Raw genomic sequence first — 15,292 nt, 5'->3', positions numbered from 1 at the left:
GAGGAATAGGTCCTGACCTTAGAAGTCTTGCCATTTGCCGTCGCTGCCGTCTCCGGGCGCATTGACCTGTTGCTGAACCAGCTCTTCGCCCCAGTCCAGATAGTCATGCGCAATGCTCGGTTCTGAGGCAGCCTTGGCGATTGGTGGTCTTGCGGCTCGGGGGGCGTTCAGGGTCTGAAATCCTGCGACCACTTCGGTGAGTTTGAGTGCGTCTGCCTTGAGCAGATGACCGGCAGCTGTGGATTGTTCAACCATGGCGGCGTTTTGCTGGGTTACTTGATCAAGCTGGGTGACCCCAATGTTGATCTCGGCGAGGCCGGTGGATTGCTCAACCGCGCCTTCGGTAATACCGGAAACCAGCTCCGAGATCTCGTTTACCCGGCCGAAAATGGAATTGAGCGCCTGGCCGGCTTTGCCAACCAGATCAACACCGCGGCCAACCTGTTCGGCGCTGGCACCAATCAGCGCTTTGATTTCCATTGCAGCCTCGGACGAGCGCTGCGCAAGCCCGCGGACCTCGGCGGCAACCACCGCAAAGCCACGTCCAGCTTCGCCAGCGCGGGCGGCTTCGACCCCGGCATTCAGCGCCAATAGATTGGTCTGAAAGGCGATGTCGTCAATCACTGTGATGATCTGGCCGATATGGCTGGAGGATTCCGAAATCTCGGTCATGGCGGCAACGGCATTGGCGACCACTTGGCGGCTGCTTTTGGCCTCATTCTTGGCCTCATCCATGGTTGCCTCGACACTGCGGGCCCCATCGGCAGCGGCCTTGACCGAGGCGGTCATCTGGTCCAGCGCCGCAGCGGTCTGCTCCAGGGTTGCTGCCTGGCTTTCGGTGCGGTGCGACAGATCATCCGAGGCCTGGCTGATTTCGGTGGCGCCATTGCCGATTGATTCCGAGGCTTCGATCACCTGGGCAACCGTGCCCGAGAGAGTATCAATGGTCTGGTTGAAGTTCTGGCGGAGTTTTTCATGGGCGCCGGAGAATTCGATAGTAATCGGCTGGGAGAAATCACCGCGTGACAGCCGCATCAGCCCGGAGCTGAGATGCTGTACCACGTCGTGTTGTTCCTGTTGCAAGGCGGCGCGGCGTTCTTCGCCGACGCGGGCCTGTTGCAGATCTGTTTGCAAGGCCACAAGCGCTTGGCCGATCTTTCCAATTTCATCCTTGCGGCTCGCTGAGGAGACCTCGGTGTCCAGATTGCCTGCAGAGACTGCAGCGATATCGCTGCAAACGCGACCAATTGGGCGGGTTACCGAGCGGGCAACCAAAATGCAGACCGCGAGCAGAATGGCTCCCATCACCGCCAAAGCTATGAAGATGTTGCGCGACAAGGCCTGGGCATTGGCCAGAATCGGATCAAGATTGCGGCGGACTTCGATCACGCCGCGCAGATCTCCCAATTTCCAATCGGTTTTGGGCGAACCTGCCACTGTGTTGTGGCAGGCGACACAGACTTCTGAGCTCATCTGATCTGCAACCGCGACCCGCAGGAAAGTGCTGCCACCGATCACTTCGGTCTGTTCAAAACTGCGTTCCGGGTCGTTTGACAGGGCGTCCCAGGCCTGCTCCATGAAGCTATCCATGGGGCGGTTGGCGCGGTTTTCAAACGGAAAGGGACTGTAGAGTGAGAAGCTGATCTGTTCCCCGGAAAGAAGGCTACTGACGTCATGCACCAGCGTGGCGGGCAGTGGCAGGGTGTTTGGATCGTTTTTGTGTTCAACCCCAAGAGAGAGAACGCCGGAGGCCTGGGCGTCCGCAACGATGTATTTGGTGTAGTAGCTGCGAATTGTCTTGATCTGACTTGCGGTTTCGATAGCCCCTTCAGTTGCAGCTGAAATGGCATTGTTGCGCATGGCGGAGGGGAGCAACAGCCCTGCCAGCAGGAGGCCGAGGCACAGGCAAAGCGGGATTGGCACAGCTAACTTGAACAAGAGAGAGCCTTTATTCACCTAAACGAACCTTCTATGCTCTAGGGTGCTGCCAGCGAAACAACCTGCATTCAGCTGGTTGCAAGCCAGACGGCAAAACACTGCCAAACGGTACACGACTGGCTCAAGGTGACTTGATTCGGTTAATTTTCCCGAAAATTGAACTTTGTTTGTCGCCACGGTCATCGGGCTGGGGGACAGGCCGGGGCTGACGTCGAAAGCTTGATCCGATCCAGGAGGTGTCAAACTGGTGTGCCCGCCAGCAGTTTGCCATCCGGTTTTGCCCCAAAAGAAAAGAGCGGCCCAAAAGGACCGCTCTGATAGCGTGAAAACCAGCGCAGGGGGGCGCCGGCGCGGCTGCGTAAGATGTGCTCCTGCCTCGTTTGGTTGGGCTCAGACCCAATGGCCTTCGGCGGCGGCACGAATGAGGCGGATGTTTTCGCCATAGACTTCTGGGTTGGACACAGAGCCACCCTTGAACACTGCAGAGCCCGCCACCAGAACATCAGCGCCGGCCTCAACAACCAATGGCGCGGTCTTGGGGTCTACCCCGCCGTCGATCTCGATATGTACCGGGCGGTCGCCGATCATCTGACGCAACTGGCGGATCTTGGTTGTCATGTCGATGAACTTTTGCCCGCCAAAACCGGGGTTTACCGTCATTACACAGATCAAATCGGTGAGATCCAGCAGATGGGCAACCGCTTCGGCTGGGGTGCCGGGGTTCAACGCCACACCTGCCTTCATGCCTGCGGCACGGATCGCCTGCAGGGTGCGGTGGATATGCGGACCAGCCTCGATATGGGCGGTGAGCACATCGGCGCCAGCATCGGCATAGGCGTCGATATAGGCATCCACCGGAGAGATCATCAGATGCACATCCATCACGGTTTTTACATGCGGACGGAAGGCTTTGACCGCCATCGGGCCAAAGGTGAGGTTGGGCACAAAATGGCCATCCATCACATCCACATGCACCCAGTCCGCGCCCTGGGCCTCGATGGCCTGAATTTCCTGGCCAAAATTGGCGAAATCAGCGGAAAGGATGGAGGGGGCAATCTTGATCTTGCGGTCAAAGGACATCGGGCAGTTTCCTTTTGGAAGGACAAAGAGGAGTGTTCTGCCGCCATATACTCTCTTGGCCGCGCTCTGCACAGGGGCAGAATCTGTCTGAAATCCGGTCAGCTTTACAAAAGCTTCATTCGGATGACACAAATCGTTTGATTGCTCGCCTTAGTCAGTGCCGGAAACGAGAGGGACCGACTGTGCTGCGCATCGATAAACTGACGAAACGCTTTGGTGACAAGATCGCGGTGGATACCGCAACTTTGGACATCGACAAACCCTGCATGATCGGGGTGATTGGTCGCTCAGGTGCTGGCAAGTCGACGCTGCTGCGGATGATCAACCGCCTGACAGACGCCAGCGAAGGCCGTATCCTGTTTGAAGACCGTGAGATCACCGGTCTGCGGGGACGTGACAAACGCGCCTGGCAGTCGGACTGCGCGATGATCTTTCAGCAGTTCAATCTGGTACCCCGTATGGATGTGGTCTCCAACGTGCTGCACGGCACGCTGAACCGTCGCTCTACCTTTGCCACCATGTTCAATCTGTTCCCGATGGAGGACATCCACCGGGCGATCGACATTCTGGACCGTCTCGGCATTGCCGAACACGCCGCCAAACGGGCCGAGGCCCTGTCGGGTGGTCAACAGCAGCGTGTCGCCATTGCCCGCGCGCTGATGCAGGACCCCAAGATCATTCTGGCGGATGAGCCGATTGCCTCGTTGGATCCGATGAACGCGCAGACCGTGATGGAAGCGTTGCGTCGCATCCATGAAGAAGACGGGCGCACCGTGATTGCCAATCTGCACACGCTGGATACGGCCCGGCGTTACTGCGACCGGGTTGTCGGCATGCGCGATGGGCGCATCGTTTTTGACGGGCTGCCGGAACAGCTGACCACCGGCGTTGCCCGCGAGATCTACGGTGCGGATGCCAGCTTCTCGGAATCGGCGACCTCGACCGAGATCGAAACCCTGGAACAGACCATTCGGGCTGAGCTGGCCCAGGCCTGATCCGCCCGAACACCCCACTTTCATCACCCGCACCCGATGGGGGGACGGGAAAACTTAACCGGAGAACAAAGATGAAAAAACTGCTGCTGGCCGCCTTGGCCTCGACTGCCCTGACCACACCCGTCATGGCCGAAGAAATCACTCAGTTCCGCATTGGCCTCTTGGGCGGCGAGAACGCTCAGGACCGTTTGAACAACAACGAATGCCTGCGCGCCAAAACCGAAGAGCTGCTGGGCGTTGAAACCAAGCTGTTTGCCCCTGCCGATTATAACGGCGTTATCCAGGGCCTGCTGGGCGGTACACTCGACATGGCCTGGCTGGGCGCCTCTGGTTATGCCAAAACCTACCTGTCCGACCCAGAAGCGGTTGAGCCAATCCTGGTTAAAGTCAACGAGGATGGCGGCTATGGCTACTACTCGGTTGGCTTTGCCCGCGCCGACAGCGGCATCACCTCGCTGGAAGACATGCAGGGCAAAGTCTTTGGCTTTGGCGATCCTAACTCGACCTCCGGCTTCCTGATCCCTTCGATCGAGATCCCTGCAATCACCGGCTCCACCATGACCTCGGGTGATTACTTTGGCGAAGTCAAATTCTCCGGCGGTCACGAACAGACCATCGTTGGCGTCAACAATGGCGACTTTGACGGCGGTGTGACCTGGGCTGACGGTCTGGGCAACTGGGAAGATGGCTACAACTCTGGCGCCCTGCGTCGCGCTGTGGATGCCGGCTTGGTCGACATGAATGATCTGGTGCAGATCTGGCAGTCCAAGCCGATCCCGGAAGGTCCCATCGTTCTGCGCAAAGACCTGCCAGAAGACGTCAAAGTCAAGTTCACCGCCCTGATGGCTTCGCTGCCTTCGATGGACCCTGAATGCGCCTATGGTGTGCTCTCGGGTGAGGCCAAAGGTGTTATGCCAATTACGCACGACGCCTATCAGGCGATCATCGAAGCCCGCCAGTTGAAGTCTAACTGAGACCTCTGAGCGGTTCTTTCTTCGGGGTCCGGGCGGCATTGCCCGGACCCCGTTTTCCAGTGATTACCCGCCGAAAACCGGCCCAGGATCACCCTCTCTCAATTCAGGACGGCAATGATGGCAGATCTGACCGCAGCGCCCCTTACGACGGCGGATATTCGCGCCCAATATGGCGAGATGACCCGGCGCAAGCGTCTCTATGGTGGCATAATTTTGGTGGTGTTTGTCGCATTGATGATGGCAGGTTTCCGCACCGCTGACGACCGCAATGCTGGCTCGTTCTATGACGGCATCACCCATGTCTTTGACTACCCGAACGAAGTTTTGGCCGAAGCCAGCGAGAAGGTTGCTGAGCTTCCCGGCCATCTGGCCAACTTCTTTCCCGCACTGATTGAGACGCTCAACATCGCTGCCGCCTCTACCCTTGTGGGGCTGGTCTTTGGCACCCTGTTGTCGCTGTTGTCGACCCGTGGCATGGCGCCCTGGCCGCGGCTGATCCCGTTGTTTCGTCGCATCATGGATATCTGCCGCGCCATTCCTGAAATTGTCATTGCGCTGGTCCTGATCTTTCTGCTTGGTGGCGGGCCGGTACCCGCGATGATTGCCATTGCAATCCATACGGCAGGCGCGCTGGGCAAGCTGTTTTCTGAGGTGAATGAAAACGCCTCGCTGAAACCTGTCGAGGGGCTTGAATCCGTTGGTAGCAGCTGGGGACAGCGCATGTGGCTGGGGGTTATCCCACAAGTGGGGCCAAACTATGTGAGCTATGCGCTGTTGCGGTTTGAAATCAACATTCGTGCCTCGGCCATTCTGGGCTTTGTTGGCGCTGGCGGTATCGGCTACGAGCTGAAAAATGCCATGTCCTGGGGCCAGGGTCGCTACGACGAGGCCGCCGCTATTTTCCTGTTGTTGTTTGTGACCATCGTCGTGGTCGATCAGATCTCGAGCGGCATGCGTGACCGTTTGATCAATGGAGCCAAGGCATGACCATTATTGAGGCCGACCTGACCCCCGCGACATTGAAACAGGACATGGACCGCCTGTTTCTGAAAAAGAAACTGGTGAATTTTGCCCTGCCAGCCCTGATCCTGGCCTATATGGCCTATGTCTTTGTGGCCTTTGACATGGCAGGTCTGTGGCAGCGGGTCAGCTGGCAGAACGCCCAGACCCTGGTGAGTGACACCTATAGCTACAAAACCCACGTGACGCGGGACAATCGCGACGGCTCGGTCTCGGTCGCCATTGAGGGCGAGCGCAAAGGCGCCTACCCCGAAGGGGAAAGCCCGGCCTGGGTTACGCTGGGAGGGACGGCAGAGGCCGAGACTGTGATTGACCTCGAAAATGGTCATGAGGTGCGGTTTGGACCTGAAAGCATTGAGTATGATATTCCGGGCTATGGGCTTGTCCGGGCTACGCCAACCCGCGCCAAGGGCGTTCAGGCTGAATTGCCTGTGGGCGATGTGCCAGACTGGATCAGCGTGTCCAAGAACCGTCTGGCGATCAAAACCGAGGCCGGTCGTCTGACCGTCACCCGCAATCGCGCTGAAGTCTTCCGGTATTTCAACGGGTGGGAGCTGTTCTTTTTCACCCTCGACAGTCCCTATCATGGGCTGAGCATGGGCGAGGTGCTGACACGTGCTGCAACAGGCGAAGCCGGGGCAATTTTTCACGACTTCTGGAACAACAAGATGTGGCGCCACAGGGATGTTGCCTGGGCCATCGCCGAGACGCTGTTGATGGCTTTCCTGGGCACCATTGGTGCGGCTGTCTTTGCCCTGCCGCTGGCCTTTGTGGCGGCCCGCAATTTCTCGCCCTTTGGGCCGCTCAGATTTGTTGCGCGCCGGTTCTTTGACTTTTTGCGCGGTGTGGACTCGCTGATCTGGACCGTGGTCCTGGCGCGCGCCTTTGGCCCCGGTCCTTTGACAGGTGCGTTGGCCATTCTGGTGACCGATACCGGAACCTTCGGCAAGATTTTCTCGGAAGCCCTGGAAAATGTGGACGAGAAACAGATCGAAGGCGTTGCCTCAACCGGGGCAAAACCGGCACAGCGTTACCGTTTTGGGGTGATCCCGCAGATCACGCCGGTGCTGCTGAGCCAGCTGTTGTATTTCCTGGAATCCAATACCCGCTCGGCCACCATCATTGGTGCAATCACCGGGGGTGGTATCGGCCTGCTGCTGACCCAGGCGATCATCACCCAGAAGGACTGGGAAGAAGTGGCCTATTATATCGTCTTGATCATCCTGATGGTGATGATGATGGATTGGCTGTCAGGCTGGTTGCGTCGTCGCCTGATCAAGGGCGAAGGCGGCAAAAGCAAGCGCAAGGCGCGGGCTGATGGCAAGGCCTTCCTGCTGCCCTAGGCCTGCGTCCCCACGATGACATAACACCCCCTGGCCATTCCACCTGCGTGGCTGGGGCAGATACTGGAAAATACCCCCCATGCCAAAACTCTCCCCAGAGACGCCATTTTTTCATCCTGAGTGCCAGATCAGCGACAGTCGTTTTGGCGCCTATGTTGAGATTGGTGCAGGCAGTCGCGTGGCCAATAGCGATTTTGGCGATTACTCCTATTGTGACCGCAACTGCGATATTGCCAACGCGCAGGTGGGGAAGTTCTCCAATATCGCCAGCGCCACCCGCATAGGGGCCACGGATCACCCGATGGAGAAGGCTTCGCTGCACCACTTCCATTATCGTTCGGCCTTGTATTGGGATGATGTCGCGGATGATGCGGATTGGTTTGCGCATCGGGCTAGCCGACGGGCGCATATCGGGCATGACACCTGGATTGGCCATGGGGCCCTGATCAAGCCCGAGGTGACCATTGGCCATGGGGCGGTTGTTGCTTCGGGCACGGTGGTGACCAAGGATGTGGCACCTTATACGATTGTTGGTGGCAACACGGCGCGCCTGATCCGGCGTCGCTATACGGCTCTGGTGGCTGAGCACATGATGGAGCTGGCCTGGTGGGACTGGGACCACGCCCGCCTGCGCGCCTGCCTGCCGGATTTCCGCAGCCTCACCGCCGAGGCATTCCTGGAGAAATATGCCTGAGGTGTGAGGCTGCCTGAGGTGTGGGCCGGGGGCTAGCTCCAGCCCCATTGCGGGGCAAGGGGGGAGCTCCCGCCCCCGCAGGTGCACCTGGCTTTGCCAGCTGCACCTTGGCGGCCTTGGGCCCGGCGCCGCTGCGCGGCGCAAATGATCTGCTGAGAGGTCCTTAAGGGGCAGGTTTGCCCCGTAAGGACCCGAGCCATTTTATTGGATCAGAGACACCTCAAGGGTAAACCCTGCCTATCGGCAGGGCCGCGCTGCGGCCCTTGACCTGTCTCTTCTGAAAAAAGAGCCCTGCGCCGCGTCAGCGGCGCTGGGCCCAACGGGAGAAGATCCTGCTAGGATCTCTCGACGGGCGGGAGAGCTCCCTTGCCGGGGAAGGTCAGTCTTCCGGCGTGGCATGGATGGCGAACTGTTCCAGCCCTGCCGATTGCGGTTCGATGCTGCGATAGCTCTCTTTCACCCCGGCGTCACTCAGCTCTCTTGCTACGGTGAGCAGCGTGTTGGGCGGGTTCTCAGCGCATAGATCCTGCATTTGTTTCAGTTCCTCAATGGCTACGGGACGGGCGGTGGCAAGGTCCGGGGCGCCATAGAAGGTCACAAAATGCTGGGCCAAGAGCGCGCTCAGCTGCACCAGTTCCGCCTGTTCAATCTGGGTGACGGCAACAAAGGTCACCCGGCCTGAGGTTTCGAGCCCAAGCCAGCCATTGGCAAAGGCCTGGCGCTGTTTGCCGGTGAGGTCATCCTCTACCCAGTTGGAGAATTCAAAGCCGCCGGAAATGCACCATTCCCCGGTGCGGGCCGGATTGGCAAAGACATTCTGATCGCTCTCGTCAAAATGGATGGCGCGGGCGAGATACATCATCAAGTCTCCAGTTGTGTGGTCAGAGGGATAAGCCGGGTTGTGTCGGCATCACGCAGCAGCATGCCAAAGTCTTCGTCGACGCCCAGGAAGGTTCCAGAGGTGCCGTGCCAGTGCGCCTCTTCGCCGATCCCATGGGCCAGACCACGCCATTCAGCATGCAGAGGTTCCGGTCCGTCTTCCTCCCAGCGGGCGATCCAATGCAGGGCATGGCGCGCCCAGCTCTCAAGCAGAGCCGGGGCCTGCACATCAGCGCAGCCCTCGGCGTAGAGCGCGGTTTGATCGGGGGTCTCTCCGGGGTCACCGCTGGCGGGCCACAGCGGCAGTTCCAGCCCCACCACCAGCCAGTCTGGTATGGCGTCCGGGTCATTGGTGCTGGCGGCGATACGCAGCCTGCCACAGCGGCCGCCGTTGATGCGCAGACCACCGCCCCATTCCAGGTGCACCGCGACCTCGGGCGGGGCCAGAGCCCCCAGTGCATTTTGCAACCCGACCCCACATGTGGGCAGCATGGCCATGGACTTGTGCAGAGAAACCTCTGGCGCAAAGACCAGTGCGGCCCGCAGCAGATCCGCGCCCAGGTTGTAGGTCACCAATCCCGCATCGCAGCCCAGGATGGCCCGCTGACAGGCGGTCTCGAAGGGGTCTTCCTGCCCGGTCACAGCCAGGCCGGACATCAGAGGCGGAAAGGAGAGCTGGCTCATGCGGCCCCCCGCTCGACCAGAGCGGCTGCAACGTCAAAGAAGGCCTTTGCCTGGGGGCTGTCGGGTTTGGCCGCCACGATGGGCGCGCCGCTGTCTGCCGCCAGGCGCACATCCAGGTGCAGCGGGATTTCTGCCAGCAGTGGCACGTTGAGCTTGGCGGCTTCAGCGGCCACACCGCCGTGACCAAAGACATGTTCCTCGTGGCCGCAGTTGGAGCAGATATGGGTCGACATGTTTTCGATCATGCCCAGGATCGGCACGTTCAGCTTGTTGAACATATCAATACCTTTGCGGGCATCAATCAGCGCCACGTCCTGCGGGGTGGAGACGATCACAGCGCCATCCACCTGGGCCTTTTGCGCCAAGGTCATCTGTACATCGCCAGTGCCAGGCGGCAGATCAACGATCAGCACATCCAAAGCGCCCCATTGCACCTGCATCAGCATCTGTTGCAGGGCCCCCATCAGCATCGGTCCGCGCCAGACCACCGCCTGATCGTCATTGGTCATCAGGCCAATGGACATCATGGTGACGCCGTGATTGCGCAGCGGCAGGATTGTTTTGCCGTCGGGGCTGGCGGGGCGGCCAGAGACGCCCAGCATCCGGGGTTGCGAGGGGCCATAGACATCAGCGTCCAGCAACCCGACGCGGCGGCCCTGAGCAGCCAGCGCGCAGGCGAGATTGGCAGAGACGGTGGATTTTCCCACGCCGCCTTTGCCCGAGGCCACCGCGATAATGCGATCCACACCCGGGATTTTCTGTGGCCCCTGCGGTGCGGCTGGTTTTGACGGCTTCAAATCCGGGGGCGGTGCTTTGGCGGCATGCCCGGTCAGCATCACCGAGACCTTTTTTACGCCATCGAGATCTTTGACAAGGGCCTCTGCCTGATCCCGGATCGGGCCGTAGAGATCCGCCTTGGCGGGATCGATTTCCAGCACAAACAAGACACTTCCGTCCTCGACGGATAGGCCACGTGTGATGCCTGCGGCGACAATGTCCTGACCGCTGACAGGGTCGGAAATGTTCTTTAGCGCCGCGAGGACGGATTCTCGGGTAATGGACACGCGGGACTTGCTCCTTTGATGGTGGCCCGGCAGTGGGGCTCTGGCTGTCTGGCTTTGGGGAGGCCAAGCTGGCTTTGCCAGCGCGGGCCTCTTTTATTTGTTTTATCTATCTGACTTGCAGCTTTGTTGCATCTGCCAACTGCGCTGATGGGCGAAATAGGCACAGCCTCTTCAGGCTCGCAAAGAGCTGGCAAAGGGATGCACGGGCAGGCCTGTGATCTCAATGGTCCCGGCGTTTGCTCAGGTAGTCCTCTGTTGTGCGCACCTTCGGGCGCTCCGCTCCGGCTAATGGGCTGTCCTTTTGGTGAAACTGGGCCTGAACCCGGCAATTGTCGCACATCTGAATCATTCGGGCCATTTCGGGGCGGGCGAACATCGCGTGTTTACCGGCCAGTTTCTCGGTGATCTTCTCGATGGTGGATTTCACCCCAAACAGAGCGCCACACTCGACGCAGGCAAAGGGCTCTTCTTCGTGCAGCACCACCTGCGACAGAGCCGCCGGGTCAAGGTTGAGGCGCGGCTCAAAAGAGATCGCATCCTCGGGGCAGGCGCTGGCACAGATGCCACATTGCAGGCAGGCCTCTTCCTGGAACCTGAGCTGCGGCAGATCGGGATTGTCGCCCAGGGCCCCCGAGGGGCAGAGAGACACACAGGACAAACACAGCGTGCAGCTGTCCTGGTCAACCAGCACGGCGCCATAAGGGGCCTGCGCGGGCAGGGGCAGGTGTTGCGCCTCTGGCTGCAGCGCCATGGCGGCCTGGCGGGTGATCTGGCGGCGCGATCCCATCGGACGGACCGGCACTGCCAGCGGGGGCGGAGTCTGGGCGTCATAAAGCGCATCGCTCAGCATGTCTGGGTCTGCAATATCCAGCAGCCGCGCCTTGCCCGCACCGCCAATCGCCAGCGCCAGGTCCAGCTCGGTTTGCTGTACCTCGCGGTCAATGCCCGGGTTCAGCAGGATGGAGACATCTGCAAAGCCGGCCGCCAGCGCGGCGAGAATTTCCGCATGGCCAAAGGCATTGAGCGCAGTGACCTCCAGCGGCACCACATCGGCAGGCAAGCCGCGGCCAAAACGTGCGGCGAGGCTGATCATTTCGCTGCCCCGGGCACAGACCACCAGCAAGCGCGGGCCGTGGCCTCCGGCATCAAGGTAGGCCTTGGCCAGGGTCTGGATGCGGCGGAACTGGGCATCCGTGGCCGGGGCGTCATAGGTGATCGCCCCAGAGGGGCAGAGCGCGGCGCAGGCACCGCAGCCGGCGCAGATCATCGGATCAATGCTGACCTGATCCCCGGCAGAGCTGATCGCTGATGTCGGGCAATGGTCCAGGCATTTGCTGCAGCCGGATTGAGAGGCGCGGGAATGGGCGCAGAGCAGCGGTTCGTGGCGCAGGTAAAGCGGCTTTTCGAAGGTTCCCACCAACTGTGAGGCCGTCAGTATAACATCGGCAACCGCTTGGGGGTTCTTGGGGTCGGCGCGCAGATAGCCTTCGCGCTTTTCCGGGGCAGGGAAAAGGGGCGTGCCGCCGCGCAGATCCAGAATGAGATCGCAGTCCGACAGAGCGCCGTCCCGTGCTGGCGTCCAGCTCCACTGACGTCCCGTTGCGTCGAGCTGTTGCAGCGCATCAAAGCTCAGCTGGAACTGCCCCAAAGCGCCTTTGGCCCGTCGCAACCGCCCCCGGATCACGTCAAATCCGCGCCCCGACAGCAGGTTCACCGGCTCTGCCGCAGGGGCCTTTGCATCTGCTGTATCCGCGTCGAACAGGACCGTTACGCCCAGGACATCCTGCAGGCGTTCCGCTGCCGCCAGGGCGAGGTCTGGCGCCCCAAGGATCAGGCAGAGCCCCTCGCTGGTCACGTCCAGGGATTTGCCAGGGGCAATATCCAACGAGGCCTCGGCGATGAGGGCGGACATTTTGGGTATCAGATTACCGGTATCAGCGGTCCAACCTGCCCGGTCCCGCAGGTCGAGCAGAGGCGGCTCTGGCTGCTCCAGTTCCGCTGCCAGGTCGGCAAAGAATCTTTTTTCCTGGGTGCAGCAGATCACCGAATCCCCAGCCGAAATGGCAGCTGCGGCGGTCTCGGCCTGGGTGGTGCAGAGGGCAGAATGAACCGCGCTGCACCCCAGGCCGGTTGCCTTGGAGAGGGCTTCGGGGTTGAGGGGCTGGGTCCCTGAACAATCACATAAAATCAATTGTTTGGTCATTCTCTGCCTCGCGAAAATTCCGGTAAAATCCTGTTGGATCGACCGCTTGCTGGGAGGCCAGACTAGCTCTGATTCTTTGTCGAGGTAAACCGGCTTTCAATCCCCGAAGTGGCTGCAGAGGCAGGGCCGGTGATCCGGTGATTCGTCATTTGCCGCCAAACGGGGTTCCTGATCTTTTTTGTCAAAATAGACATTTCGACCGCAGGGCTGTGGCGGTGAAACTGCAGCGCCCCAATTTGTCCCGATGCGGCAGTTTTCTCCATCTGCCTCAATTACAGGCTTTCGTGGCGTCACCCTGTCGGCGCAATCTAGTGTCAACGAAGGATGGCCCGGCGTTTTGCGACTAGGCTGCGGCTGTGACAGTGAAAATTGGCATAGTGAAATTGACAACGGGTGTTGTGACGGGGTGAGCCAAAGAGTGAGTCAAAGCGCACAAAAAACTGACGTGATGCCGGTTGGTGTGGTTCTACGGCGCTCACCGGGGGTGACCCGCTGGGCCAAATGGAATTGGACGGTCACGGGGGTGTTGCCTGCCGCGCCTGCGGCTGATTGGCAGCTGTTGCGCAGCGAGGGCGGTGTCAGCGAATACCATGCCGCGACCCTGCCGCTGGAGCTGCACCGCGCCGAAGCAGAGGCCTATATGCAGGCGCTGACCACCAATCCTCCCAGCCTTTACGTGATCCTGCGCGAGACCAGCGAGGGCGCTTTCCCACTGGAGGTCGCACTGATCACCGCCTCGCCGTTTGAGGCGCAGGACTATGCCGACAGTGGTGAAGACCTGGTGGAGAAGGTGGCGATGCCGTCGGGGCTGGTGGCCTGGGTGCGTGAATTCACACTGGCGCATTTCCAGGAGGAAGAATTCAAGAAACGCCGCCGGGACAAAACGGATATCGGCGCCAGCGAAGATGGCGTTGGGGATCCGCGCATTGCCCAGCTAACGGATGTTTACCGCTCGCCGTCCTTGTCCAAACGGGGGCGTTTGCAATGAGCAGGGGTGATTTCTGGTCCCGTCGACAGGCGGCAGTTGCAGCAGAGTCCGAGGCCGAGCAGCGGGCGGTGGTCGCGGCACAGTCCGCGGCACGCGAGGCTGAGCTTGCCGAACAAAGTGACGACGAAATCCTTGCATCACTGGATCTGCCTGCGCCCGAGAGCCTCAAAGACGGGGATGATTTCAAAATCTTCCTGACCGATCAGATTCCGGCTCGGATCAAGACCCGCGCCCTGCGGCATCTGTGGCGCGCCAATCCGGTGCTGGCCTGCGTCGATGGGCTGGTTGATTATGGTGAGGACTTTACCGATGCGGCCTGTGTGATCGAGGGGATGCAAACCGCCTATCAGGTTGGCAAAGGCATGACCAAACACGTCCAAGCGCTGGCGCAGGAGGCTGAGGCAGAGCGGACCGCCGCAGAAGCCCAGCCCCAGCCCCAGTCCCGGCCTGACCCGCAGGCCTCCCCGACGCAAGAGACCGTGTCCCCCTGTGAAGCGCCATCAGTTGCGCGTTCCACCCCGGGTCAGGGTGATCAGCGGGCAGATGATCTGGCAGAGGCCCAGGCCGATCTGGCAGAGGCTCAGGCCAATCTGCTAGAGGCTCAGGCCGATCTGGATGAAGATACTGCTCAACTTGGTGAGCCACCGATCCCTGCAGCCCCCCGGCGCATGCGCTTCTCTTTTGCAGAGGCCCAGGCATGAGCATCAGCGAGAACACCCGCAAGGAGCCCAAAATGATGACAGACCTAGAGACCATGCCAGCAACGCCTGTGCCGCCAGTTGCCATCCGGGCAGAGGATCAGATGCGTGCGGATCTCTACAACTACCTTGGCGTGATGCTGGCCAGCCCGCCTGATGAAATGCTGCTGGGGCAGACTGCAGGGTTGGCTGGCGATGACAGCCCCTTGGGTGAGGCCATCAATGCCCTGGCCAAACTGGCGCGCCACAGCAAACCTGCTTCGGCTGAGCGCGAATTCAACAAGCTGTTCATCGGTCTGGGCCGGGGTGAGCTGCTGCCCTACGCGAGCTATTATCTGACGGGGTTCCTGAATGAAAAACCACTGGCGCAGCTGCGCCAGGACATGGCCGCAGGCGGGCTGACCCGCGCCCCCAATGCCTATGAACCGGAAGACAATATTGCCTCCTTGATGGAGATGATGGGCGCGATGATTGCCGGGCGCTTTGGTGCGGCGGCAGATCTGACCCGGCAAAAACAGTTCTTTGGCAAACATATCGGCCCCTGGGCCGGACATTTCTTTTCAGATCTCGAAGGCGCCAAGTCTTCGGTTCTCTATGCTGCGCTTGGCGCTGTCGGGCGGCAGTTCATGGAGATCGAAGCCGAGGCCTTTCGGATGAGCGCGGAGTAATCCGCAAAAGGGCGCTGGGCTTTGGCTCTGCGCTGTAACCCCGTGAAACAGGTACCTGGCCCGC

The 15,292-nt window shown here is 60.3% G+C and carries 14 protein-coding genes; 8 read left to right on the top strand and 6 right to left on the bottom strand.

Annotated elements, in window-relative coordinates:
• Positions 1-18 precede the first annotated feature (18 nt).
• Entirely contained in the window at positions 19-1,860 is a 1,842-nt protein-coding gene (locus ARCT_RS26515) for a methyl-accepting chemotaxis protein (protein WP_051360881.1), read from the bottom strand.
• A 468-nt stretch (positions 1,861-2,328) separates the two neighbouring features.
• The gene (rpe, locus tag ARCT_RS0118725; protein ID WP_027241444.1) at positions 2,329-3,018 is read right to left on the bottom strand and encodes a ribulose-phosphate 3-epimerase; all 690 of its coding nucleotides are present in this window, start codon (positions 3,016-3,018) and stop codon (positions 2,329-2,331) included.
• Positions 3,019-3,200: 182 nt separating this feature from the next.
• Here rpe and phnC point away from each other — a divergent pair, with 182 nt between their 5' ends.
• From phnC to ARCT_RS0118700, 5 genes are all read left to right on the top strand, one after another.
• Positions 3,201-4,013, top strand: a complete 813-nt coding sequence (gene phnC, locus ARCT_RS0118720) for a phosphonate ABC transporter ATP-binding protein (protein ID WP_027241443.1) — start codon at positions 3,201-3,203, stop codon at positions 4,011-4,013.
• 71 nt (positions 4,014-4,084) lie between these two features.
• Positions 4,085-4,987, top strand: a complete 903-nt coding sequence (gene phnD, locus ARCT_RS0118715) for a phosphonate ABC transporter substrate-binding protein (RefSeq protein WP_027241442.1) — start codon at positions 4,085-4,087, stop codon at positions 4,985-4,987.
• Between the two features lie 117 nt (positions 4,988-5,104).
• Positions 5,105-5,974, top strand: a complete 870-nt coding sequence (phnE, locus tag ARCT_RS0118710) for a phosphonate ABC transporter, permease protein PhnE (RefSeq protein WP_027241441.1) — start codon at positions 5,105-5,107, stop codon at positions 5,972-5,974.
• Positions 5,971-7,350, top strand: coding sequence for a phosphonate ABC transporter, permease protein PhnE (gene phnE / locus ARCT_RS0118705; protein ID WP_027241440.1), 1,380 nt, complete (start codon positions 5,971-5,973; stop codon positions 7,348-7,350). Before phnE (ARCT_RS0118710) ends, phnE (ARCT_RS0118705) begins: the two co-directional genes overlap by 4 nt.
• 79 nt (positions 7,351-7,429) lie before the next feature.
• Positions 7,430-8,044, top strand: coding sequence for an LbetaH domain-containing protein (locus ARCT_RS0118700; protein WP_027241439.1), 615 nt, complete (start codon positions 7,430-7,432; stop codon positions 8,042-8,044).
• Between the two features lie 379 nt (positions 8,045-8,423).
• On the opposite strand, the gene ARCT_RS0118695 is transcribed toward ARCT_RS0118700, so the two are convergent.
• The 4 genes from ARCT_RS0118695 to ARCT_RS0118680 all read right to left on the bottom strand — a co-directional run bounded on the left by ARCT_RS0118695 (position 8,424) and on the right by ARCT_RS0118680 (position 12,874).
• A complete protein-coding gene (locus tag ARCT_RS0118695; RefSeq protein WP_027241438.1) occupies positions 8,424-8,903 on the bottom strand; it encodes a DUF6505 family protein in 480 nt (159 codons plus the stop codon).
• A gap of 2 nt (positions 8,904-8,905) precedes the next feature.
• Positions 8,906-9,607, bottom strand: a complete 702-nt coding sequence (locus tag ARCT_RS0118690; protein WP_027241437.1) for a biotin/lipoate--protein ligase family protein — start codon at positions 9,605-9,607, stop codon at positions 8,906-8,908.
• On the bottom strand, positions 9,604-10,671 hold the full coding sequence (locus ARCT_RS0118685) for an Mrp/NBP35 family ATP-binding protein (RefSeq protein WP_027241436.1): 1,068 nt from the start codon (positions 10,669-10,671) through the stop codon (positions 9,604-9,606). The genes ARCT_RS0118690 and ARCT_RS0118685 overlap by 4 nt, the downstream gene beginning before the upstream one ends.
• Before the next feature lie 220 nt (positions 10,672-10,891).
• Positions 10,892-12,874, bottom strand: coding sequence for a 4Fe-4S binding protein (locus ARCT_RS0118680; protein ID WP_027241435.1), 1,983 nt, complete (start codon positions 12,872-12,874; stop codon positions 10,892-10,894).
• A 448-nt stretch (positions 12,875-13,322) separates the two neighbouring features.
• Between ARCT_RS0118680 and ARCT_RS0118670 the strand changes: the two genes are divergently transcribed.
• Genes ARCT_RS0118670 through ARCT_RS0118660 form a run of 3 tightly spaced genes read left to right on the top strand, consistent with a single transcriptional unit; the run spans position 13,323 to position 15,228 of the window.
• Positions 13,323-13,862 (top strand): DUF3305 domain-containing protein, encoded by a 540-nt coding sequence (locus ARCT_RS0118670; protein ID WP_027241433.1) that lies wholly within the window; start codon positions 13,323-13,325, stop codon positions 13,860-13,862.
• On the top strand, positions 13,859-14,563 hold the full coding sequence (locus ARCT_RS0118665) for a DUF3306 domain-containing protein (RefSeq protein WP_027241432.1): 705 nt from the start codon (positions 13,859-13,861) through the stop codon (positions 14,561-14,563). Before ARCT_RS0118670 ends, ARCT_RS0118665 begins: the two co-directional genes overlap by 4 nt.
• Before the next feature lie 32 nt (positions 14,564-14,595).
• Positions 14,596-15,228 carry a TorD/DmsD family molecular chaperone gene (locus ARCT_RS0118660; RefSeq protein WP_379575271.1) on the top strand — a complete coding sequence of 211 codons (633 nt, stop codon included), beginning with the start codon at positions 14,596-14,598 and terminating at the stop codon, positions 15,226-15,228.
• Positions 15,229-15,292: the final 64 nt, after the last annotated feature.

It is taken from the genome of Pseudophaeobacter arcticus DSM 23566 (assembly GCF_000473205.1).
GTDB lineage: Bacteria > Pseudomonadota > Alphaproteobacteria > Rhodobacterales > Rhodobacteraceae > Pseudophaeobacter > Pseudophaeobacter arcticus.
This window is presented reverse-complemented; position numbering and strand designations above follow the sequence as displayed.

Bases quoted from the DNA above. Each gene is read 5' to 3' on its own strand.
- ARCT_RS26515 (WP_051360881.1), bottom strand. From the start codon at position 1,860: ATGCGCAACAATGCCATTTCAGCTGCAACTGAAGGGGCTATCGAAACC.
- rpe (WP_027241444.1), bottom strand. From the start codon at position 3,018: ATGTCCTTTGACCGCAAGATCAAGATTGCCCCCTCCATCCTTTCCGCT.
- phnD (WP_027241442.1), top strand. From the start codon at position 4,085: ATGAAAAAACTGCTGCTGGCCGCCTTGGCCTCGACTGCCCTGACCACA.
- phnE (WP_027241441.1), top strand. From the start codon at position 5,105: ATGGCAGATCTGACCGCAGCGCCCCTTACGACGGCGGATATTCGCGCC.
- phnE (WP_027241440.1), top strand. From the start codon at position 5,971: ATGACCATTATTGAGGCCGACCTGACCCCCGCGACATTGAAACAGGAC.
- ARCT_RS0118700 (WP_027241439.1), top strand. From the start codon at position 7,430: ATGCCAAAACTCTCCCCAGAGACGCCATTTTTTCATCCTGAGTGCCAG.
- ARCT_RS0118695 (WP_027241438.1), bottom strand. From the start codon at position 8,903: ATGTATCTCGCCCGCGCCATCCATTTTGACGAGAGCGATCAGAATGTC.
- ARCT_RS0118690 (WP_027241437.1), bottom strand. From the start codon at position 9,607: ATGAGCCAGCTCTCCTTTCCGCCTCTGATGTCCGGCCTGGCTGTGACC.
- ARCT_RS0118680 (WP_027241435.1), bottom strand. From the start codon at position 12,874: ATGACCAAACAATTGATTTTATGTGATTGTTCAGGGACCCAGCCCCTC.
- ARCT_RS0118670 (WP_027241433.1), top strand. From the start codon at position 13,323: ATGCCGGTTGGTGTGGTTCTACGGCGCTCACCGGGGGTGACCCGCTGG.
- ARCT_RS0118665 (WP_027241432.1), top strand. From the start codon at position 13,859: ATGAGCAGGGGTGATTTCTGGTCCCGTCGACAGGCGGCAGTTGCAGCA.
- ARCT_RS0118660 (WP_379575271.1), top strand. From the start codon at position 14,596: ATGATGACAGACCTAGAGACCATGCCAGCAACGCCTGTGCCGCCAGTT.